21 protein-coding genes are annotated in these 19,842 nt (G+C 69.2%); 5 read left to right on the top strand and 16 right to left on the bottom strand.

Annotation, left to right across the window (positions count from 1 at the left end):
• Positions 1-2 precede the first annotated feature (2 nt).
• Genes QSJ30_RS13850 through QSJ30_RS13865 form a run of 4 tightly spaced genes read left to right on the top strand, consistent with a single transcriptional unit; the run spans position 3 to position 4,410 of the window.
• Positions 3-638 (top strand): hypothetical protein, encoded by a 636-nt coding sequence (locus QSJ30_RS13850; RefSeq protein ID WP_285610203.1) that lies wholly within the window; start codon positions 3-5, stop codon positions 636-638.
• Between the two features lie 3 nt (positions 639-641).
• On the top strand, positions 642-2,120 hold the full coding sequence (locus QSJ30_RS13855; protein ID WP_285610205.1) for a proton-conducting transporter transmembrane domain-containing protein: 1,479 nt from the start codon (positions 642-644) through the stop codon (positions 2,118-2,120).
• Positions 2,117-3,631 (top strand): hydrogenase large subunit, encoded by a 1,515-nt coding sequence (locus QSJ30_RS13860; protein ID WP_285610207.1) that lies wholly within the window; start codon positions 2,117-2,119, stop codon positions 3,629-3,631. Before QSJ30_RS13855 ends, QSJ30_RS13860 begins: the two co-directional genes overlap by 4 nt.
• Positions 3,628-4,410: an NADH-quinone oxidoreductase subunit B family protein gene (locus tag QSJ30_RS13865; RefSeq protein ID WP_285610209.1), complete on the top strand. Its 783-nt coding sequence runs from the start codon at positions 3,628-3,630 to the stop codon at positions 4,408-4,410. The genes QSJ30_RS13860 and QSJ30_RS13865 overlap by 4 nt, the downstream gene beginning before the upstream one ends.
• 7 nt (positions 4,411-4,417) lie before the next feature.
• Here the strand turns inward: QSJ30_RS13865 and QSJ30_RS13870 are convergent, their stop codons facing one another.
• The 9 genes from QSJ30_RS13870 to rplU all read right to left on the bottom strand — a co-directional run bounded on the left by QSJ30_RS13870 (position 4,418) and on the right by rplU (position 12,514).
• A complete protein-coding gene (locus QSJ30_RS13870) occupies positions 4,418-5,986 on the bottom strand; it encodes a serine/threonine-protein kinase (RefSeq protein WP_285610211.1) in 1,569 nt (522 codons plus the stop codon).
• A gap of 2 nt (positions 5,987-5,988) precedes the next feature.
• The gene (locus tag QSJ30_RS13875) at positions 5,989-7,341 is read right to left on the bottom strand and encodes an OmpP1/FadL family transporter (protein WP_285610212.1); all 1,353 of its coding nucleotides are present in this window, start codon (positions 7,339-7,341) and stop codon (positions 5,989-5,991) included.
• A gap of 126 nt (positions 7,342-7,467) precedes the next feature.
• Positions 7,468-8,388: a DUF535 family protein gene (locus QSJ30_RS13880; protein ID WP_285610214.1), complete on the bottom strand. Its 921-nt coding sequence runs from the start codon at positions 8,386-8,388 to the stop codon at positions 7,468-7,470.
• The gene (locus QSJ30_RS13885) at positions 8,385-9,638 is read right to left on the bottom strand and encodes a Glu/Leu/Phe/Val family dehydrogenase (protein ID WP_285610216.1); all 1,254 of its coding nucleotides are present in this window, start codon (positions 9,636-9,638) and stop codon (positions 8,385-8,387) included. Before QSJ30_RS13885 ends, QSJ30_RS13880 begins: the two co-directional genes overlap by 4 nt.
• A 12-nt stretch (positions 9,639-9,650) precedes the next feature.
• Positions 9,651-10,025, bottom strand: a complete 375-nt coding sequence (gene rsfS / locus QSJ30_RS13890; RefSeq protein WP_285610218.1) for a ribosome silencing factor — start codon at positions 10,023-10,025, stop codon at positions 9,651-9,653.
• 17 nt (positions 10,026-10,042) lie between these two features.
• On the bottom strand, positions 10,043-10,657 hold the full coding sequence (gene nadD, locus QSJ30_RS13895) for a nicotinate (nicotinamide) nucleotide adenylyltransferase (protein ID WP_285610328.1): 615 nt from the start codon (positions 10,655-10,657) through the stop codon (positions 10,043-10,045).
• Positions 10,657-11,706 carry a GTPase ObgE gene (gene obgE / locus QSJ30_RS13900; RefSeq protein ID WP_285610220.1) on the bottom strand — a complete coding sequence of 350 codons (1,050 nt, stop codon included), beginning with the start codon at positions 11,704-11,706 and terminating at the stop codon, positions 10,657-10,659. The genes nadD and obgE overlap by 1 nt, the downstream gene beginning before the upstream one ends.
• A 170-nt stretch (positions 11,707-11,876) precedes the next feature.
• Positions 11,877-12,137 (bottom strand): 50S ribosomal protein L27, encoded by a 261-nt coding sequence (gene rpmA / locus QSJ30_RS13905; RefSeq protein ID WP_285610222.1) that lies wholly within the window; start codon positions 12,135-12,137, stop codon positions 11,877-11,879.
• 65 nt (positions 12,138-12,202) lie between these two features.
• Positions 12,203-12,514 carry a 50S ribosomal protein L21 gene (gene rplU / locus QSJ30_RS13910; RefSeq protein ID WP_285610223.1) on the bottom strand — a complete coding sequence of 104 codons (312 nt, stop codon included), beginning with the start codon at positions 12,512-12,514 and terminating at the stop codon, positions 12,203-12,205.
• 207 nt (positions 12,515-12,721) lie between these two features.
• Here rplU and QSJ30_RS13915 point away from each other — a divergent pair, with 207 nt between their 5' ends.
• Positions 12,722-14,191 (top strand): menaquinone biosynthesis decarboxylase, encoded by a 1,470-nt coding sequence (locus QSJ30_RS13915; protein ID WP_285610225.1) that lies wholly within the window; start codon positions 12,722-12,724, stop codon positions 14,189-14,191.
• A 140-nt stretch (positions 14,192-14,331) separates the two neighbouring features.
• Here the strand turns inward: QSJ30_RS13915 and QSJ30_RS13920 are convergent, their stop codons facing one another.
• The 7 genes from QSJ30_RS13920 to QSJ30_RS13950 all read right to left on the bottom strand — a co-directional run bounded on the left by QSJ30_RS13920 (position 14,332) and on the right by QSJ30_RS13950 (position 19,842).
• A complete protein-coding gene (locus tag QSJ30_RS13920; protein ID WP_285610227.1) occupies positions 14,332-14,865 on the bottom strand; it encodes an outer membrane beta-barrel protein in 534 nt (177 codons plus the stop codon).
• A 210-nt stretch (positions 14,866-15,075) separates the two neighbouring features.
• Entirely contained in the window at positions 15,076-15,435 is a 360-nt protein-coding gene (gene rplS, locus QSJ30_RS13925; protein ID WP_243303260.1) for a 50S ribosomal protein L19, read from the bottom strand.
• Between the two features lie 107 nt (positions 15,436-15,542).
• Positions 15,543-16,334 (bottom strand): tRNA (guanosine(37)-N1)-methyltransferase TrmD, encoded by a 792-nt coding sequence (trmD, locus tag QSJ30_RS13930; protein WP_285610229.1) that lies wholly within the window; start codon positions 16,332-16,334, stop codon positions 15,543-15,545.
• A complete protein-coding gene (locus QSJ30_RS13935; RefSeq protein WP_285610231.1) occupies positions 16,331-16,927 on the bottom strand; it encodes an exopolysaccharide biosynthesis protein in 597 nt (198 codons plus the stop codon). The genes trmD and QSJ30_RS13935 overlap by 4 nt, the downstream gene beginning before the upstream one ends.
• 78 nt (positions 16,928-17,005) lie before the next feature.
• Positions 17,006-18,118 (bottom strand): dual-specificity RNA methyltransferase RlmN, encoded by a 1,113-nt coding sequence (gene rlmN, locus QSJ30_RS13940; RefSeq protein ID WP_285610233.1) that lies wholly within the window; start codon positions 18,116-18,118, stop codon positions 17,006-17,008.
• Between the two features lies 1 nt (position 18,119).
• A complete protein-coding gene (locus QSJ30_RS13945; RefSeq protein WP_285610234.1) occupies positions 18,120-18,383 on the bottom strand; it encodes a hypothetical protein in 264 nt (87 codons plus the stop codon).
• A gap of 34 nt (positions 18,384-18,417) precedes the next feature.
• Complete coding sequence (locus QSJ30_RS13950; RefSeq protein WP_285610236.1) at positions 18,418-19,842, bottom strand: mechanosensitive ion channel family protein; 1,425 nt, start codon at positions 19,840-19,842, stop codon at positions 18,418-18,420.

The following is a 19,842-nucleotide window of genomic DNA, read 5'->3' on the forward strand; positions in this document are numbered from 1 at the left end:
CCATGCTGCCTGACCTGCTCATCGCCCTCACCATGCTGTCCAACTTCAGCCTCGTGGCCACCAGCCGCGTGGCCAAGGCCATCCAGTTCGCCGTGCTCCAGGGCGTGCTGCTGGGCCTGATGCCCCTGGCCATGGGCCTGGGCCGGCACTTCCACATCGTCCTGCTGGCCATCGCCGCCGTCACCGTGAAGGGCTGGCTCATCCCCTTCCTGTTCCGCCGCGCCCTGAAGCAGGTGCACATCCAGCGCGAGGTGGATCCCTACATCGGCTACACCGTGTCGCTCATGCTCTGCGCGTTGGGTACCGGTCTCAGCCTGGTGCTGGCCCACAACCTGCCGCTCAAGGCGGGCACGGAGTACACCCTGCTGGTGCCCGCCTCGCTGGCCACGCTGTTCACGGGCTTCCTGCTGCTGGTGTCCCGCCGCAAGGCCCTCACCCAGGTGGTGGGCTACCTGGTGCTGGAGAACGGCATCTACCTCTTCGGCCTGCTGCTGGTGGAGGACATGCCGGCCCTGGTGGAGGCGGGGATCCTGCTGGACCTCTTCGTGGGCATCTTCGTGATGGGCATCGTCATCAACCACATCCGCGTGGCCTTCGATTCCACCGATACCCGGCACCTGGCCGAGCTGAAGGACTGACCCATGGCCTGGCTGCTCATCCTCGTCCCCCTCCTGGCCGCGGTCCTGGCCTTCGCGGTCTCCTCCCCCACCCTCCGCGCCTGGATCCTGCCCGCCGTGGGCGTCCTCCACCTCGGGATCCTGCTCGTGGCGCTCGCCGGCTGGCGGGCCCTGCCGGCCACGGCCTGGTTCGGGCTCGACGCCCTGGGCGGCTGGGTGCTGCTGGTGATCAGCGTCCTCTTCTGCATCTGCGCCTTCTACGCCCCGGCCTACCTGGCCCTGCGCCCCGAGCGCGACCACCGGGTGCTCTCCACCTGCCTCCTGGGCTTCCTGGGCCTGGCCTCGCTGCTGGCGCAGGCCCGCCACCCCGGCATCGCCTGGGTGGCCATGGAGACCACCACCCTGGTCTCGGCGCCCCTCATCTACTTCAACCACAACCGGCGTTCGCTGGAGGCCACCTGGAAGTACCTGGTCATCGGCTCCGTGGGCATCGCCCTGGCCCTGCTGGGCACGCTCTTCATCGCCTACGCGGCCCACATGGGCGGGCTGGATGAGCCGCTGCAGTACACGCGGCTCATGGAGAACGCCTCGCGCCTGTCGCGGCCCTGGCTGCGGGCGGGCTTCGTGCTGACCCTCGTGGGCTACGGCACCAAGATGGGCCTGGCGCCCCTCCACACCTGGAAGCCCGATGCCTACGGTGAGACGCCGGGGATCGTGGGCGCCCTGCTGGCGGGCGGCGTCACCAGCTGTGCCTTCCTCGCCCTGCTGCGGATCTACGCGGTGGTGGGGGCGGCGGGCGAGGGGGCCTTCGCCCGGGAGCTGCTGGTGGCCTTCGGCATGCTCTCCATGGCCTGGGCCCTGGTGTTCATGATCCGGCAGACGGACATCAAGCGGCTGCTCGCCTACTCCAGCGTCGAGCACATGGGCATCCTCGTCTTCGGCATCGGCATCGGCGGACTGGCGGCGAAGTTCGCCCTCTTCCACCTGGCGGCCAACGCCCTGGTGAAGAGCGTGCTCTTCCTGTCGGCGGGCAACATCCACCGCAGCTACGCCAGCAAGCAGCTGCCCTTCGTCACCGGCGCCCTCCGCCGCACGCCGGTGTCCGGCTGGCTCTTCCTCCTGGCCTTCCTGGCCATCACGGGCATGCCGCCCTTCGCGCCCTTCCTCAGCGAGTTCAACATCGCCGCCGGGGCCCTCGGTACGGGCCACCTCCTGGGCGGATCGGCCTTCCTCATCCTGCTGGGCGGCATCTTCCTGGCCATGAGCGAGACCGTGGTGAAGGTGGTCTTCGGCACGCCCAGCGCCCAGCGGGTCCGCACGCCCTACAAGGACGCGCCGGCCACCACGGCGCCCCTCATCGTGGCGCTCGGCCTGGCCCTGATCCTGGGCGTCTGGATGCCCCGGCCGCTCCAGGCCATGCTCGAGCACGCCGCCACCACCGTCGACCGGGCCCCCGCCCCGGCCGAGACCCTCCCTTCCGCCCGCCTGGGGGTGCAGCCATGAGCGCCGAGCTGCCGCTCCTCCGCAACGGCCAGCGCCTGCCCCTGCGGGAGGTGCCGGAGCTGCCCATCCGCGAGTTCCGCGAGGCCATCCTGCGGCGCATTCATGAAGGGGACCGCCTCGCCTGCCTGTGCGCGGACTTCGACCTGCGCCTCGTCGCGGTGCTGGCCGAGGATGCGGGGCAGGCCCTCCGTGTCCTGAGCACGAAGCTGGACGCGCCCCGCTACCCCGCCCTCACGCCGGACTGCCCCCAGGCCCACCTCTTCGAGCGCGAGATCGCCGAGCAGACCGGCATCGTCCCCGAGGGCCATCCCTGGCTCAAGCCGGTGCGGTTCCACCTCCCCTGGAACGGCGCGTCCGATCCCTGGCAGCGCGACGGAGCGCTGGTCCCCGGGGTGATGGACTTCTTCCGCGTGGAGGGCGAGGAGGTCCATGAGGTGGCCGTGGGGCCCGTCCATGCGGGCGTCATCGAGCCCGGGCACTTCCGCTTCCAGTGCCACGGCGAGCGCGTCTTCCACCTGGAGATCGCCCTGGGCTACCAGCACCGCGGCGTGGAGAAGGCCCTGCTCGGCGGCCCGCATCCCCTCAGCCTGAAGCAGGCCGAGACGGCCTGCGGGGACAGCAGCATCGCCCACGCCTGGGCCTACTGCCGCCTGCTGGAGGGCCTGGCGGACGTCCAGGTGCCGGCCCGCGTGGACCTGGTGCGGGGCGTGGCCCTGGAGCTGGAGCGCGTCGCCAACCATGTGGGGGACCTCGGCGCGCTGTCGGGCGATGTGGGCTTCCTGCCCACAGCCTCGTTCTGCGGGCGCATCCGCGGCGACTGGCTGAACCTGAGCGCCGAAGGCTGCGGCAGCCGCCTGGGCCGAGACTGGCTGCGCCCCGGCGGCCTGCGGCAGGAGCTGGAACCTGCCCTGGCCGCCCGGATGCGGCCGCGCCTGGAGCACGCCTGGGCGGACACGAAGGATGCGGTGGAGTTGTTGTGGGGTGCCGCCTCCGTGATGATCCGCTTCGAGGCGGCGGGGCGCGTGGATCCCGACCGGGCCCGCGAGATCGGCCTGGTGGGCGTGCCGGCGCGGGCCTCCGGCCTGGGCCGGGACGTTCGCCACGATCACCCCTTTGGGCCGTACGGAACCCGTCCCATTCCCGTGGCCCAGGCCGAGAGCGGCAACGTGCACTCCCGGGCCTGGGTGCGCTGGGTGGAGGTGGGCGAGAGCACGCGCTTCCTCTCCACGGCATTGGCCTCCCTGGCGGAGAGCGAAGCCGCGCCCAAGGCCGCGCCCCTGCCCCCCCTGGCGCCGGAACACCTGTGCGTGTCGCTCACGGAGGGCTGGCGGGGCGAGGTACTCCACTTGGCCTGGACGGACGCCCAGGGCCGCTTCGCCCGCTACAAGATCGTGGACCCCTCCTTCCACAACTGGTTCGGGCTGGCCCTGGCCCTGCGCGGGGAGCAGGTCTCCGACTTCCCCCTGTGCAACAAGAGCTTCAACCTCTCCTACTGCGGGCACGACCTATGATCCACATCCTGCTCTCCCGCTGGCGCCAGGGCTACCGCACCTTGCCCTACCCGAAGGCGCTGCCCGCGCTGCCCGAGCGGTTCCGGGGGCGGCCGGAGATCCACCCGGAGCGCTGCCCCGAAGGCTGCCGGGTCTGCGCGGACGCCTGTGCCACGGAGGCCATCACCTTCGGAGCCGCCGGCCCGCGCATCGATCTCGGCCGCTGCCTCTTCTGCCCTGATTGCGCGGAGGCCTGCCCCGAGGGCGCCATCGAATACACGCAGGAACACCGCCTCGCCACCCGGACACGGGAGGATCTGAACCTGGATTCTGCGGATGAGTACCGCCTGGCCGCGGTCCTGGACGGCGAGATGAAGCGGCTCTTCGGCCGGTCGCTCAAGCTCCGGGTGGTGAGCGCGGGCGGCTGCAACGGCTGCGAGGTGGACGTGAACGTGCTGGGCACCCTCGGCTGGGACCTGGGGCGCTTCGGCATCCAGTACGTGGCCTCGCCGCGCCACGCCGATGGCCTGCTCATCTGCGGTCCCGTCACGCGGAACATGGAGCTGGCGGTCCGCAAGACCTACGACGCCGTCCCCCACCCCAAGATGGTCATCGCCGTGGGCGCCTGCGCCATTGCGGGAGGCCCCTACTTCCGCCAGGAGGAGCAGCTCGGGGGCGTCGCCAGCGTGCTGCCGGTGGACCTCTTCATCCCCGGCTGCCCGCCCCACCCCCTCACCATCCTGGACGGCCTGCTGCGGCTGCTGGGACGGCTGGAGGCTGAGGGCCGGGTGGGGGCCTGAGCGGATCCTAGGGCTCTTTGGCAGGCGGAGATTCCAGCAGAAACTGTTCGAGGGTTCGGATCACTTCTTCGTCCCCGGGTCGCTGGTCGGGGTCTTTCCGGCAGAGCCGCTCGATCAGGTCCACGAGCTCCGGGGGGACATCGGGGCGGAGGGCTGACAGATCCGGCAGGGGGGTCCGCTGGTGCTGGTCGAGGATCTCGAAGGGGGTTTCCCCATCGAAGGGTGGATGCCCCGCCAGCATCTCGAAGAGGATGATCCCGAAGGCATAACGGTCCGCTGCAGGTCCCACCTGGGCCTTGCGCTGGGCCTCGGGCGCAGCGTACCTCGGTGTGCCCAGAAAGGCGTAGGTGGTGGTCAGGGTGTTGGAATCCACGATGCGCGAGATCCCGAAATCCATCACCTTGGCCTGGTCGCCATCGAAGATCACGTTGCCGGGTTTCAGGTCGCGGTGGACGATGCCGAGGCTGTGCGCGTGGGCCATGGCCCCGGCGATCTGAAGCGCGATGCGGAGGAATGCCGGCAGGGAGGGGGGGCCACCTTCCCGGAGCACCTGATCGAGCCGCCGGCCGGAGACATATTCCATCGCCAGCCAGGGGGGGCCGGTCTCAGGTCCGGGATCCAGCATCCGCACCAGGTTGGGATGATCCAGCATGGTGCCCAGTTTCGCCTCTTGCCGGAAGCGGCGCAGGAACTCGGGATCATCGTGGCGGTAGGGATGCAGCAGCTTGAGGGCCACGGGTGTCTTGGTGGTGATGTGGTGGGCCAGGTAGGTGCTGGCGAACCCACCCCGACCCAGGAGGCGCTCGATGCGGTAGGGTCCGAGTTGCTGGGGATCCTTGAAGGAGGATTCTTCGAGGGGGCGCCGCCGCCATCGCCGGATCAGGAGCGCCCCTGCCAGGGACAGGAGGGCCCCGATGGGCCATACCATCCTCCAGTTGCGGGTGGGTTCTCCCTGAGCCGCGAGCGGCTGGGCAGGCGCTGGCGTTGAGATGGGTGCCTCTACAGGGGCGGGGCTTGCGGCCTTTGGCCGGGCGGGAGAGGGCGGTACCGCGCTAGTGGCGGCCCGAATTCCGGGAGCGGGTTGCAGCGGGACGGGTGGAGGCGCGGGTTCCGTGGCCGGTGGTGGGGGAGGTGGATGGGAAGGAGAATGTGCCAGAGGAGCGGCCTCCGCAGGCGTGATCCGGGATGCCGGCTCATTGGGGAGAGGCGCAGCCTGGATTCGCTGGCTGATGGCGTGGTGGAGGGCATCCCGCTCCGCTTTCGGTTCATCGAAATGGGCCGCCTTTCCGAGGGCGGCCTGGGCCCCATTCACATCGCCGGACTCCAGGAGGCACCGCGCCAGGTGGGTATGGGGTGAATAGTTGGTGAGCAGGTTGTTGCCGTAGATGACCACTCGCGCGGCCGAGGCGGGCCTGAGTTCGATGGCCCGGCGATAGGCCGTGGCGGCGGCCTTCCACTGACCCTGGTGCTCAGCGTCGAGGCCGTCCTGGTAGGCCGCGTAGAACGTCGGCTGGGCCTGGGCCATCAGCAGGGGGGCCATCCCCAGTCCCAGGGCGGCGCGAATCCGGAAAGCCAAGGTCAATCTCCCACGAAGAGGTAGCGCAACGCCCGCTCCAGAGGCCGGCGGTCGAACTGGAGGATGGTGGAGACGTCCAGCCGGTGCTCCCGGATGTGTTCGGCCCCCACGGATGGAGACCCCGTCCGATTCAGGATCTGGTCCACGTCCAGCGACTGGGAGGCGCGTCGGCTGGACCATCCGTACCGGTAGGCGACATCCACCCCCACGGGCCCCCGCTTGAGACCGCTGCCCACGGAGGCGCGGTACATCACGCGTTGGATGCCTGTGACCGCATCGACCACGGGCTGCGGTTCGCGGCTCAGTCCCGCCCGGAGTGGGATCACCGATCCGCTCGGGGTGATCTTCAGATACTCGAGGCCCAGGTGGGCATCGGTGGCGTTGGGGGTCCGGTCCCCCTTGTCGAAATCGAAGAAGCTCTGGCCGTTGAGCCGCGAGGAGGAGGACATGTACCGGGTGGTGGACCAGAGCGTTTGGGACAGATCCGCCGTGATCAGCCACCGGTCCGAGGGGCGGTAGGCGAAGCCGGCCCCGGTCCCCGAGGGCCAATGGAGCCCTGTGGTCATCGGTGCGCCGGTGAACCCGCCCTGGCCGGGGTAGGTGGAGAGCTGCGTGGCGAAGGTGTAATCGGCGTGGAATCCCGTGCGGTGGACGAGTCCGAAGCTCCAGGTGGGCCAGCGCCAGATGAGGCCGAGGTTGAAGTTGCCGCCATCCATCGCATTGGCCTGGCGGAAGGCCACCGCGGTATTCGTCGTGCCCGTGGTGCTGAGGCTCGTCGAAGCCAGATCCCAGCGCCCGCGCCACTGATTGTAGGAGAGGCCCAGCAGGATCCGCTGTGAGACCTCGTAGGCCGCGGCCAGAGAGTAGAGGTCGATCTGCCCGGTCTGACTGACGTCCTGAGTGACTCGGGTGGGAAGCCCGGGGGTGCTGGCGACCGGGGATTCCGTCAGGTTGCGCTGAGTGTGGTCGGTGAGGGCGAAGGCGCGTTGGACGGATAGCTGGAGCACCAGGTTCCGGCCCCCCACCTGCAGGGGAGCGGTCGCAGAGATGAATAGGGGGTCGAAGCGAGTGGAGCTGACGAGGGCATCGCTCACGGCCAGGACGCGGCCCCGATTGGATGTTTCGAAGTCTTCATAGCCCACTGAATGTTGGGTTCCGGTGGCCACGAAACTGACTTCTGGGTGGAGGAGCTGCGCCAGTCCTGCGGGGTTGAAGGAGACGGCGGTGGCATCATCCGCCACCGCGATGAATGCCCCCCCAAGTCCCATGGCGCGGGCCCCGGCGCCCTGGACGGTGAAGTTGGTGCGGGACTGCTCGGAGATCAGGGTGCCGATGGGGCTTTGGGCAGACAGCATGCCGCCGCCACCGGCGAGGAGCAGCCAGGGCAGGAGCAAGGGTGGGCAGCGATGGATAGGTTTCACCTATCCATCATGCCTCTGATCCGCGGCCACTGGGAATCAAGGCCCTTGGCCCCCAGCTGATCACGAGGCCGTGAGCACGGTCCGAATCTGCCGCGAAAGTGCGTCCATCAAGAGGTATCGCTTGGCATACATCGACCGCTTGTTGGGCTTGATCTCCTCGCCGGACCGCCGGGGCGACTTCAGGGGCAGTTGGTACCAACCATCCGGCTGGCGCGCGCCACCTGCCTCCAGCCAGAGCTCGTCGTAGTCGAAGAGGATCTTCTTGGCCGGCCCGAGAACCCTTCCGCGGGCCACATGGATGTCGTTTCCAATGCCCAGCAGGCTGGATACGCGCAGCGATCGGGTGATCTCCTGGGCCACGAAGACCATCAGGGCCTTGGGCCGGAGGCCATGCATGGCCTTGGTCGCCACCTTGATGGTCTCCTCATCGCCACCCTTCCGCCCCTGGAGGGCGCCGACATAGCAGGACCAGCCGGAGGGGTGGCGCTCGAGGGAGTAGGCGAACGAACTGATGGCGCCTGGGATGTCGTCGATCTCCAGAAAAACCCCGATCTCCCCTTCCTTGCGGAACTGGGCGTCGGCCCGCATCCGCAGGTTCATGGTTCCAATCTTGTCCAGGGGGATCCGAGCCAGCAGGAGGCCTTCTTCCCGGAGCAGGGATCCCTGGAACACCCCACCCTTCGCATTTGCGAAGATGTAGGTGTCGCGGATCACCTTGAAACGCCTGGACCAGCCCCATCGGCGGGACATGTAGGTCCCCATCGGGCGGAAGGCCAGCCTTGGGTTGGCCACCACGAAAGGCCGGAAAACAGGATCATCGAGAAAAGAGAACCAGCCGTGGACAGAGGCCTCCCGGAGGACAGCCAAGGCGGCCCAGCGGAGATGCCGTTTGACCTTCTTCCGTTCTCCAGGGTGGGACTCGTAGGCCTGGGTGCTGTAGTGCCAGGCCTTCCTGGAAACCTGGATGTAGCTCCGGATCAAGCGTAGAACCCGCGGTACTTCATGGCCTGGGCCACGCGGTCCAGGGCCAGGATGTAGGCGCCGATGCGGGGGTTGGTCTTGTACTTGTCTGTGGTGGCGAAGGTGGCCTGGAAGGCATGGGTCATGTAGTCCACCAGGCGCTCGTTGACCTCGCGCTCCCGCCAGTAGAAGCCCTGGCGGTTCTGCACCCACTCGAAGTAGCTGACGGTCACGCCGCCCACGTTGGCCAGGATGTCCGGCACCACGAGGACGCCGTGCTCCAGCAGGATGGGATCGGCCTCGGGCGTGGTGGGGCCGTTGGCGCCCTCCACGATGACCTTGGCGCGGACCTGGGCCGCGTTGGCTTCCGTGATCTGGTTCTCCGAGGCCGCGGGCACCAGGATGTCCACCGGATGGGTGAGCAGCGCGGTGGGATCCATGGGCTCGGCGCCCCGGAAACCGACGACGGTGCGGGCCTCGGCCACGTGCTTGAGCAGGGCGTGGATGTCCAGGCCCCGGTCGTTCTTGACGGCGCCCTGGATGTCGCCGATGGCCACGATGCGGGCCCCGGCCTCATGCAGGAGCCGCGCCGCCTGGCTGCCCACATTGCCGAAGCCCTGCACGGCCACGGTGGCGCCGGCCAGGGGCTTACCCAGGCGCTGCATGGCCTCGCGGGCGGTGATGAGAATGCCGCGGCCCGTGGCCTCGGTGCGGCCCAGGCTGCCGCCCAGGCCCAGGGGCTTCCCGGTCACCACGGCGTTCTCGGTCTGGCGGACGTGCATGGAGTAGGTGTCCAGCACCCAGGCCATGGTCTGGGCGTCCGTGCCCATGTCGGGGGCCGGCACGTCGCGGTCGGGGCCGATGATGTCCATGATCTCGGCGATGTAGCGGCGGGTGAGCCGCTCCTTCTCGCCCAGGCTCAGCTTGGCGGGATCGCACACGATGCCGCCCTTGCCGCCGCCGAAGGGCACGTCCACCACGGCGCACTTCCAGGTCATCCAGGCCGCGAGGGCCTTCACCTCGTCCAGGGTCACGTTCATGTCGTAGCGGATGCCGCCCTTGGCGGGCCCGCGGGCGATGTTGTGCTGCACCCGGTAGCCGGTGAAGACCTCCCAGTGGCCGCTGTCCATGAGCACCGGCAGGCTCACGATCATGGAGCGGCTGGGGGCCATGAACACCTTGAAGAGCGCGTCGTCCAGACCGTAGAGCTGGGAGGCGACCCGCAGGCGGGCCTGCATGGCTTCAAAGGCGTTGGTCTGGTCGGTCGGCATGGAGGTCATCTCCTACGGACGGGCATCGGATGCGGGGTGGGTCTCGGCGGGCAGCTCCAGCTCGTGGCCGGCGCTCCAGAGCCCCTCAAGGTTGTAGTGCCGGCGGGTCTCCTCGTCCATGACGTGGACCACGAGGTTGCCGTAGTCGAGCAGCACCCAGTTGCCGTTGGCTTCGCCCTCGCGGGAGATGGGGCGCTCGTCGGCCAGCTTGAGTGCATCCTCGATGGCCTCCGCGATGGCGCGGTTCTGGCGATCGCTGCCCCCGCTCATGAAGGCGAACACATCGGTGAAGCTGGCGATGTCCTTCACGTCCACGAGTCGGATGCGGAAGGCTTTCTTGGACCGGGCGGCGTCGACGACGGTCGCGAGCCGGGAATCAAGGGTCATGCGGGCTCCAGAGCAGGCTAACGATACAGGTTTTCGGCGCGGATGGCAGCCAGAACTTGGGCTGGAAGGCCCCCGGGATCCTGGGCAGGATCCGCCGCCAGACGCCGGCGAAGGTCCGTGGAGGCGAGGTCCGTGTCGGTCGAGGGCAGCCAGACCAGCTCGCCGGGTCCGCCGGACCAGGTGGTGGCGGGCCGCAGGCCCGGGACCGCGGGCAGTCCGGCCTCCGCGCCGGGGCGCCGGCCCACGGCCAGGGAGGCCAGCCGGACGATCCGCTCCGGGCGGCGCCAGGCGGCGAAGTCCGCCAGCTGGTCACTGCCCATGACGAGGATCCAGCCCGCGCCGGGCTCCCGGGAAGCCAGCGCCTCCAGGGTGTCCACGGTGTAGCTGGTGCCGCCCCGCTCCAGCTCCACCCGCTCCACCCGGCAGCGGGGGTCGAAGGCGCGCAGGGCCTCGGTCAGCAGGTGCAGGCGGGTCTCCGCCCCCGGGCCGCCGGGGTCGGGCTTGTGGGGACTGAGGGCTGTGGGCACGAAGCGGAGCTCGTCCAGACCCAGGTGCTCCAGCGCCAGGCGCGCCAGGCGCAGGTGCCCCTCATGCGGAGGGTTGAAAGCCCCCCCGAGCAGGCCGACGCGCACTACCAACCCTCGTCCTTGGGGACCGCTTCCTTCTGGCCGGCCAGGATCTTCAGGGCATCGTCCACCGCGAAGGCCAGCTCGCGGAGACCCTCGCCGGTGACGCCCGAGATGAAGACGGGCTTCTGCCCCCGGTCGGTGCAGATGGCTTCGAAGGCGGCGCGGCGATCCTCGTCCTGGAGGGCATCGAGCTTGGTGCCCACCAGCCAGCGGGGCTTGGCCGCCAGGACGGGGCTGAAGGCCAGCACCTCGCCCTCGATGATGCGGATGGCCTCGGCGGGCTCGGTGATGGGATCGGAGAGATCCACCAGGTGCAGCAGCATGCGGGTGCGCTCCACGTGGCGGAGGAACTGGATGCCCAGGCCTGCGCCGCCGGCGGCGCCTTCGATGAGGCCGGGGATGTCGGCGATGACCCAGCTGTCGAGCAGGTCGCCACCAAAGCGGTCCAGGCTCACCACGCCGAGCTGGGGCTCCAGGGTGGTGAAGGGGTAGTCCGCGATCTTGGGCCGGGCCGCGCTGAGGCGGCTCACCAGGGTGCTCTTGCCGGCGTTGGGGAAGCCCACCAGGCCCACGTCCGCGATGAGCTTCAGCTCCAGGTCGAGGTTGCGCTCCTCGCCATCCTCACCGGGCTGGTGGTGGCGCGGGGTGCGGTTGGTGGAGCTCTTGAAGTTCGTGTTGCCCAGGCCGCCGCGGCCGCCCCGGGCCACGCAGACGGATTCGCCATCCGCCAGCAGCTCCGCCAGCACCTCGCCGGTCTCGCCGTCCTTCACCACAGTGCCGAGGGGCACCTCCAGGGTGATGTCGAGGCCATCCCGGCCGTGGCGCATGCAGCCCTCGCCCTGGCGGCCGCGCTCAGCGGCGAAATCACGCTTGTGGCGGTAGGGGTTGAGCGTGTTCAGGGCCCGGTTGGCCCGGATGAAGATGGAGCCGCCCTTGCCGCCGTCACCGCCGTCGGGCCCGCCCTCGGGGGCGAACTTCTCGCGGCGGAAGCTCATGGCGCCCGATCCGCCGTGGCCGGCGGCGACGCGGAGCTGGACATGGTCAAGGAACACGGTTAATCCTCAGCCCCTGGGCAGGGGAGAATAAGCACAGGCCGGGCTAGGCCCGGCCTGTGCGCGGGGGCTCCGGGGGGAGGCTCCATCTCCACGAGCCCTGCGGGCGAGTGGGAGCCACGCATCGCGTGGCGTCAGATGGAGGCGTGCAGCGCACACCCCGGACAACATCAACCCTCGATGGGATCGATGTGGATGAAGCGGCCAGCCTGGCCCTTGTCCTGGAAGCGCACCTTGCCGTCGATCTTGGCAAAGAGGGTGTGGTCCTTGCCCATGCCGACGTTGATGCCGGCCTTGAACTTGGTGCCGCGCTGGCGGACGAGGATGGAACCGCCGGGGACGACTTCCCCGCCGAACTCCTTCACGCCGAGGCGCTGGGAGTGGGAATCACGACCGTTGCGGCTGGAACCGACGCCTTTTTTGTGAGCCATGAGAGTACCTCTTCAGATTTTTCGCGTTTCAACTACGTTTTTCGCCGCAGGCGAAAAACGTATGACTAGGCCTTGATCGCCTTGATGCGGACCTCGGTGTAGCCCTGGCGGTGGCCCTGGGTGCGCTGGTAGGTGGTGGTCTTCTTCTTCTTGAAGATGATCACCTTCTTGGCGCGGTCGTGAGTGATGACCTCGGCCTCGACCTTGGCGCCCTTCACGGTGGGCTGGCCCACCTTCAGGTCCCCGTTGTTGTCGATGAGGAGCACGTCCTCGAAGGTCACGGCCTGCTTGGGATCCTTCTCCAGCAGTTCCACGCGGAGGATATCGCCCTCGGCGACGCGGTACTGCTTCCCGCCGGTCTTGATGATTGCGAACATGGAAACCTCTTTGATTGGGGCGCGGGGGCGGCGGTCCATCGGACGCACTTGGGAGCCCACGGCCAGGGCAAGGCCCATCAGTATGCGGGGAAAGCCCTGTCACCTCAAGGGAAATTCCTGCAGCCAAGGGCAGTTGGCCTGCGGTCACCGGGGATTGGGTTCCAGATACCCGCCCGGGGATGGGATGATCGGGGGCCGGAGATTCCCATGGGCCGTGACTTCCAGACCTTCCTGAAGCAGCTCGAGGCCGCGGGTGATCTGCACCGTGTGGCCGCTGAAGTCGATCCATTCCTGGAGATGGGCGCCATCGCCGACCGGGTGTCCAAGCAGCCCGGGGGCGGCAAGGCCCTGTATTTCGAGAAACCCGCCGGCAAGGCCATGCCCGTGGCCATGAACGCCTTCGGCAGCTTGAAGCGCATGGAGCTGGCCCTGGGCGTGGACCAGGAGCCCCGCGGCCTGGACGCCATCGCCGACCGCATCGAGAAGCTGGTGCAGGAGGCCATGCCCAAGCCCGGCACGGGCTTCTTCGAGAAGCTGGCCAAGCTGCCCGTGCTGGCCGAGGTCTCCAACTGGATGCCCAGGACCGTGCGGAAGGGGATCTGCCAGGAGGTGGTCCTGAAGGGCGACCAGGTGAAGCTCACGGACCTGCCCGTGCTCACCACCTGGCCCGAGGATGGCGGCCCCTTCATCACGCTCGGCATGAGCCACACCCGCAACAAGCAGACGGGCCACCGCAACGTGGGCCTCTACCGGCTGCAGGTCTACGATGACCGGACCCTGGGCTTCCACACCCAGCTCCACCACGACGGCGCCCGGAACCGCCACGGCTACGGCAAGGACGAGCGCATGCCCGTGGCCGTGAGCTTCGGCGGCGATCCGGCCCTCACCTACGCTGCCACCGCGCCCCTGCCGCCCTTCCTCAGCGAGGTGATGTTCGCGGGCTTCCTGCGGGGCGAGGGCATCGAGATGGTGCCCTGCTTGACCAACGACCTGGAGGTTCCGGCCGACAGCGAGCTCGTCATCGAAGGCTACGTGAACCCCGGCGAGCTGCGCCGCGAGGGCCCCTTCGGCGACCACACGGGCTACTACTCCCTGGCCGACGACTACCCCGTGCTGCACGTCGAAGCCATCACCATGCGGAAGACCCCCGTCTTCCCAGCGACCATCGTGGGCCGCCCGCCCCAGGAGGACGCCTACCTGGGCCTGGCCACGGAGCGGATCTTCCTGCCCCTGCTGCGCATGGTGCTGCCCGAGATCCGCGACATGCACCTGCCCGCCGCAGGCGCCTTCCACAACCTGGTGATCCTATCGATGAAGAAGGAGTATCCCGGCCACGCGCAGAAGGTCATGAACGCCATCTGGGGCACGGGCCAGATCATGTTCACCAAGGGCATCGTGGTGGTGGATGAGGACATCGATCCCCACGACCTGAACGAGGTGCTCTTCCGCCTCACCAGCAACGTGGACCCGAAGCGCGACCTGCTCTTCACCGAAGGCCCGCTGGATGTGCTGGACCACAGCGCGGACCGCTTCGCCTTCGGCAGCAAGGTGGGCATCGACGCCACCCGCAAGAACCGCCCCTGGGACGGCTTCCCCCGCGAGTGGCCGCGGGACCTGGTCTTCCCCGGGGAGATCCTGGACCGCATCGGCAAGCGCTGGAAAGAATACGGACTCTGACCCGCACAACCTCAGGGTCTCAGGAGAGCAAAGCAAAGCCCGGCTATGCCGGGCTTTGCGCGGAGGGCCGGGGGTGTGCGCGCAAGCGCGACACTAGATCCTCGCCACGCATGCGTGGCGAGGGAAACCCCCGGAGAATATTAAAACCGGATGGCCACCCCCGCCTGGAGGGCATCGGCATTGAAGCCCCGGTCGATCTTGCTGTAGACGTAGCGGAGCTCGGTCCCGACGGTGGCGTTCCACTGGTAGCCCACGCCGGCCGCCAGGCCCAGCTTGGTGGTGTCGGCGGTCACCTTGGAGAAGGCATCCTTGGTCTCGAAGGACCAGCGCACGACGGCGAGGCCGCCGGTGACATAGAGCCCTTCGGGCTTGCCCGCGATGAAGTAGAGGTAGTCGCCGCCCAGGCTCAGGTCCCAGGCGCTCTGCTTGAGGCTGCCGAAGGAGGCCTCGGGGAACACGCTGTAGTCGAGCCGGGGCCGCAGCATGTGGCCGTCGCCCAGGTCGAAGGTGCCGTGGACGCCCACGCCGGGGCCGGGCTTGCTGTCCACGAAGTCCTTCAGGTCGCCCAGGGGGATGTTCACCAGACCCTGCACGCCGTACCGGGGGGCTTCGGCCTGGAGGGACAGCGCGGCAGCGGCCAGGACAGCCAGGGTCAGCGGGGACGAGATCTTCATGGTTCCTCCGGAATGGCGCGCGGACCCAGGATGGGCCGGCCGGGCGCCCGGGGCCATGGTGCCATGAAAACGGGGATTCCACCCCTCATCGGAGGTGACAAAAACGGAACTAGAAATAAAGATCTAGTTCGAGTTGAATCCGATCGTGATCCGATTATTTCCAACGAAAAGGCGCCCCTGCGGGCGCCTTTTCGTTGGAAGCGAGGGACTCTACTCGCCGTTCTCGGTGCGGCGTTCCTTGAGGCGGCCGGCCTTGCCGAGCTTCTCGCGCAGGAAGTAGAGCTTGGCGCGGCGGACCTTGCCGTGGCGCACGACTTCAAGCTTGTCGATGGTGGGGCTGTTGAGGGGGAAGATGCGCTCCACGCCCACGCCGCTCGCGACCTTGCGGACGGTGAAGGAGGTGCGCATGCCACCGCCCTTGATGCCGATGACGATGCCCTGGAAGAGCTGGATGCGCTCCTTCTCGCCTTCCTTCACCTTGACGTGCACCTTGACGGTGTCGCCGGGCGTGATGCGGGGCAGGTCGGACCGAAGCAGGCTGGCTTCGAGCTGGTCGATGATGTGGCTCATGTGGGCTCCTGGGCCAGCGGTCCCACACCGAGATCGGCGGACATGGCTCGAAAGTCCCCAGACGGGGAGTCCATCAGTCTATCGGAATGGACGGGAAAGGGAAGTGGTTATTGGAGCTTCCAGCCCTTCCAACCCCTGGGCTTGGGCCGGTCCCAGTCCTCGGGGTGCTCCACCTGCCAGGCGCACCACTGGGCGGGGCGGTCCAGGGCGGGCAGGCGGTCGTTCAGATAGATGGACCAGAGGTCGGGCCGGAGCTGCTTCGTCCGGGCCATGGCCTCGCGGAGGCGCCAGAGGCGGATGGCGCCATGGTCGCCGCCCTGGAGCACGGCTGGCACGTCGAGGCCCTCGAAGGTCGCGGGGCGCGTGTAGTGGGGGTGGTCCAGCAGGCCCGTGGCGAAGCTGTCCTCCTCGGCGGAGGCTTCGTTGCCGAGCACGCCCGGCAGCCAGCGGCAGACGGCGTCGATGAGGAACAGGGCCGGCAGCTCGCCGCCGCTGAGGACCGCCTCGCCCACGCTCAGCTCTTCGTCCACGTACCGCGTCACGGCGCGCTGGTCCAGGCCCTCGTAGCGGGTGCAGACCAGGATCAGCTGGTCGAGGCGGGCCAGCTCCAGCACCTTGGCGTGGGTAAGTGGAGGTGCCGCTGGGCTGAAGTGGATGACGCGGCCGGTGCCTTCCCGGGGCACGGCGGCCAGGGTGTCCCGAAGCACCTCGGGTCGCAGCACCATGCCCGGCCCCCCGCCGAAGGGGGCGTCATCCACATGGCCGAAGGTGTTGCCCGAGAAGGGGCGGAAGCTGTGGGTATGCAGGCCATGGCCCAGCTCGCGGAAGGCCCGGCCCGTGATGCCGAGACGGGCGGCCTCGAAGTACTCGGGAAAGAGGGTGAGGGCGTCGATTCTCATGACCTGGCCACGGCGTGGAAGGCCTTCACGAAGGTCCGGACGATGAGGTCGAAGCTGAGGGCGAAGTACAGGGTGTTGGCGACGGCTCCGGCCGCGCCGATCCAGGCCCAGGTGGGGCGCTCCTCCAGCAGGGCGGCGCCCAGGAGGCAGAGGATGGCCGCGGGCAGCTGGTTGCCGAAGGGCAGCGGCACGGGGACGGCCAGCAGGAAACCGGTCCAGGCGATGCAGGCGCCCACCCAGCGGTGGTTGATGGGACGGCGGGTGGCGCTGCGCCACCGGAAGCGCTCCATCTGAATCTCGAGCTTGGCGAGGGCGTTCTTGATGCGGCCCTTGTGGATGGGCTGGGCCTGCACCCGGCGGGGAACCCAGGGATGGGGCGTGCCCCAGGCCAGCTGGGCCCCGAGGGCCATGAGGCCGATGCCCCCCACGGGAGCCAGCCCGAGGTTCAGACCTGGCACCAAGCTCGGCATGGACAGCAGCAGCGTCAGCAGCCCGTAGGTCTGCTCCCCGGCCGCATCCAGCAGCTCGCCGAGCGTGATCTCGCCTTCCGCGTCCAACAGGGCGTGGAGGGTCTCGAAGAAGGGTTTCGGCACGGGCTGCACCGGTCCAGGATGACTGAAAAAAGGCCTCATCGGATGGTGCATGCGCCGTCCGATACCTTTCGTCGGTCTTCAGTCTTCAGTCCTCGGTAGTCTGTGCGGGCGTCTTGATGATCCCTGGCGCACCAGCTGGCCGCAGGCGCCGGCCACGTCCTGGCCCCGGCTGCGGCGGACGCTCACAGGCAGGTCGGCGTCGGACAGCAGGCGGCAGAGGGCGCCCACGCGGGCTTCGTCCGGGGGCTCGAAGCCGCTGCCCTCGTGGGGGTTGAAGGGGATCAGGTTCACCTTGGCGGGGAAGCGCCGGGCGAAGGCCGCGAGGCGGCGGCCGTCCTCCAGGCTGTCGGTGACGCCCTTCAGCAGCACGTACTCCAGGGTGATGCGCTCGCCGGACTGCAGGGGGAAGGCCGCCAGGGCGGCTGCCAGGGCCTCCAGGTTCCAGACCCGGTTCACGGGCATGATGGCCGAGCGATGGGCGTTGGTGGTTGCATTCAGGCTGAGCGCCAGGCGCGGCCGCTTCGGGAAGGCGGCCAGCCGCTCGATGCCGCTCACCAGCCCCGAGGTGGACACGGTGATGCGCCGGGGCGGGATGGCAAGCCCCTTGGGATCCGTGAGGAGGGCGAAGGCGGCCATGAGGTGGTCGAGGTTGTGCAGGGGCTCGCCCATGCCCATGAACACCAGGTTCACGGGGCGGCCTTCCGGGTGGCCGTGGTGGTTCAGCATGGCCACCACCTGGCCCGCGATCTCCGCGGCCGTGAGGTTGCGCACGATGCCCATCTGGCCCGTGGCGCAAAAGGTGCAGCCCATGGCACAGCCCACCTGGCTGGACAGGCAGAGGGTCACGCGGTCCGCATAGGGCATGGACACGCCCTCCACCTGCTTCCCATCTGCCAGTTCGAAGACGTGCTTGGTCGAGCCATCGTCCGAGGTCTGGCTCTGGACGATGGCGGGCCAGGTCAGGTCCACTTCGGCCTCCAGGCGCGTCCGCAGGGCCTTGGACAGGCTGGAGAACTGCTCCCAGCGGGTCCAGCGCTGCCGGTAGAGGCCGTCGAAGAGCTGGCCGCCCCGCCAGGCGGGCTCACCGAGGGCCGCCATCAGGGCCTTCAGGCCCGCGGCATCCAGGCCCGCGGCGTTGGGACGCCCGGCGGTGCCAGCTTCCGGGGCCGGCCGATCCCAGGGCTGGGCCATCTCAGTCCATCCGGATCTTGAAGGACTTCATGAGGCGCTTGTCGTCCTCGGAGAAGGGCTGCTCCGGTCCCTCTTGCGGAAGGGTCTCGTCGTGGCCCTCCCCGCGGAGCCGGATGGGCGCGGCCTCGAGGATGAGCATGAGGCCGTAACCCTGGGCCTGGATCTGGAAGGTGAGGTCGCGGCAGTGATCGTCCTCGGCCAGGGCCTTGACCAGCGAATCGCCCAGCTCGCTCACCAGGTGATGCAGGTTCTCAGGCAGATCCATGGGGCCTCCGTCATCCAGGATACCAGCGAGGCCCCTAGCCCAGTCCGAACCAGCCCCGGACCTGCCGGGTCCACTGGGCCCGGCGGGACTCCTTGGGCAGGTCGACCTCGGCCTCACCGTGGGCCCGCTGCTCCATCAGGTCCACCAGGCGCTCCAGGAGCTCGGGCTCGCGCCTGAGGGACGCCTCGAAGGCCTCCTTGGGCACCTCCGCGATCTCGGCCTCCGTGAGGGCCACCACGGTGGCGTTCCGCGGGGCGCCCGTCAGCAGGCTCGCCTCGCCGAACCACTGGCCCGGGCCCAGCTCCGCCACGGGCTTCCAGAAGAGGCCGGTATACGGCTCCAGGCGCTCCTCCGCGCGCACCACCTGGAGCGTGCCGCGATGCACGGCGAAGAGCGAGTCCCCGGGCTCGCCTTCGCGGATGACGCCTTCCCCGGGGGCGAGGGTCCGCAGGCGGAGGCGGCCCCGGAGATCCTCCACCCAGTGCTCCGGGAGGCCCAGCTGGCGGACCAGGTCCCGCATCAGCGCCAGGTCGGGAGCCGTCTCGGGCCGCGTCACCAGGGGGCTCGGGCCATGGGGCCCCATGAGCCGGAAGCCCTCCCGGGGCAGCACGGTGGCGGCCAGGCGCGTGGCCTGGAAGGTGGCCTGGCGCCCATGCCGGAAGCCCAGGGCCCAGTAGCGGAGCTCCAGGACGGCGCCGCCCAGGTCGGAGCTGTGGACCACCACCTCGGGGCGGTGGTGGGCGAGGTGCGGCAGGCCCGCCAGGGCCCGGGTGAGGTGGTCGAGGGCCTGGTGGAGGTCCGGCCGCGGTTCCACGATGACCTTGGTGGTGCGCCGGTGCAGGCCCGAGGGGGCGTAGAGGTTCGTCACCACGGCCTGGGCGATGGCGCGGTTGGGCAGCACATCCATGTCGCCGTTCTCGGTGCGCAGCTGCACCGTGCGCCAGGTCATGGCCTCCACTTGCCCGACGAGCGTCTCGCGGCCGGGGCCGCCCCGCAGTGTGCCGGTGATCTCCACCCAGTCGCCCACCTGGAAGGCGGGATCCAGGTGCAGGGAGATGCCGGCGAACAGGTTGCCCAGCACCTCCTGGAGGCTGAGGCCCACCACGGCGGCGGCGATGGCGCCGGTGCCCAGGAGCTGGCCCAGGCTCACCTGCAGGCCCTCGCGGAGGATGCCGCCCGCGGCCACCAGGTAGAGCGCCACCACGATCAGGTCCCGCGCGAAGCCCGGCGTGGCGGTCTTCCGCTGGCTCAGCAGCGGATCCAGCAGCAGGAAGGAGACGAGGCGCACGGCCCCGTAGGCCAGCAGGGCCCAGAGGAGGACGTCCGCGGTGCGATGGAGGGCCGGGTGGCCGCCTATCCGGAGCAGCACGAAGGCCGCGGCCAGGAGCAGCAGGGCGAGCAGGATCCAGGCCGCGATCCGGCGCGGCGCGCTGACCTTCTCCCTCAAGTCGCGGAACAT

Source organism: Geothrix edaphica, assembly GCF_030268045.1.
GTDB classification, from domain to species: Bacteria; Acidobacteriota; Holophagae; order Holophagales; family Holophagaceae; genus Geothrix; species Geothrix edaphica.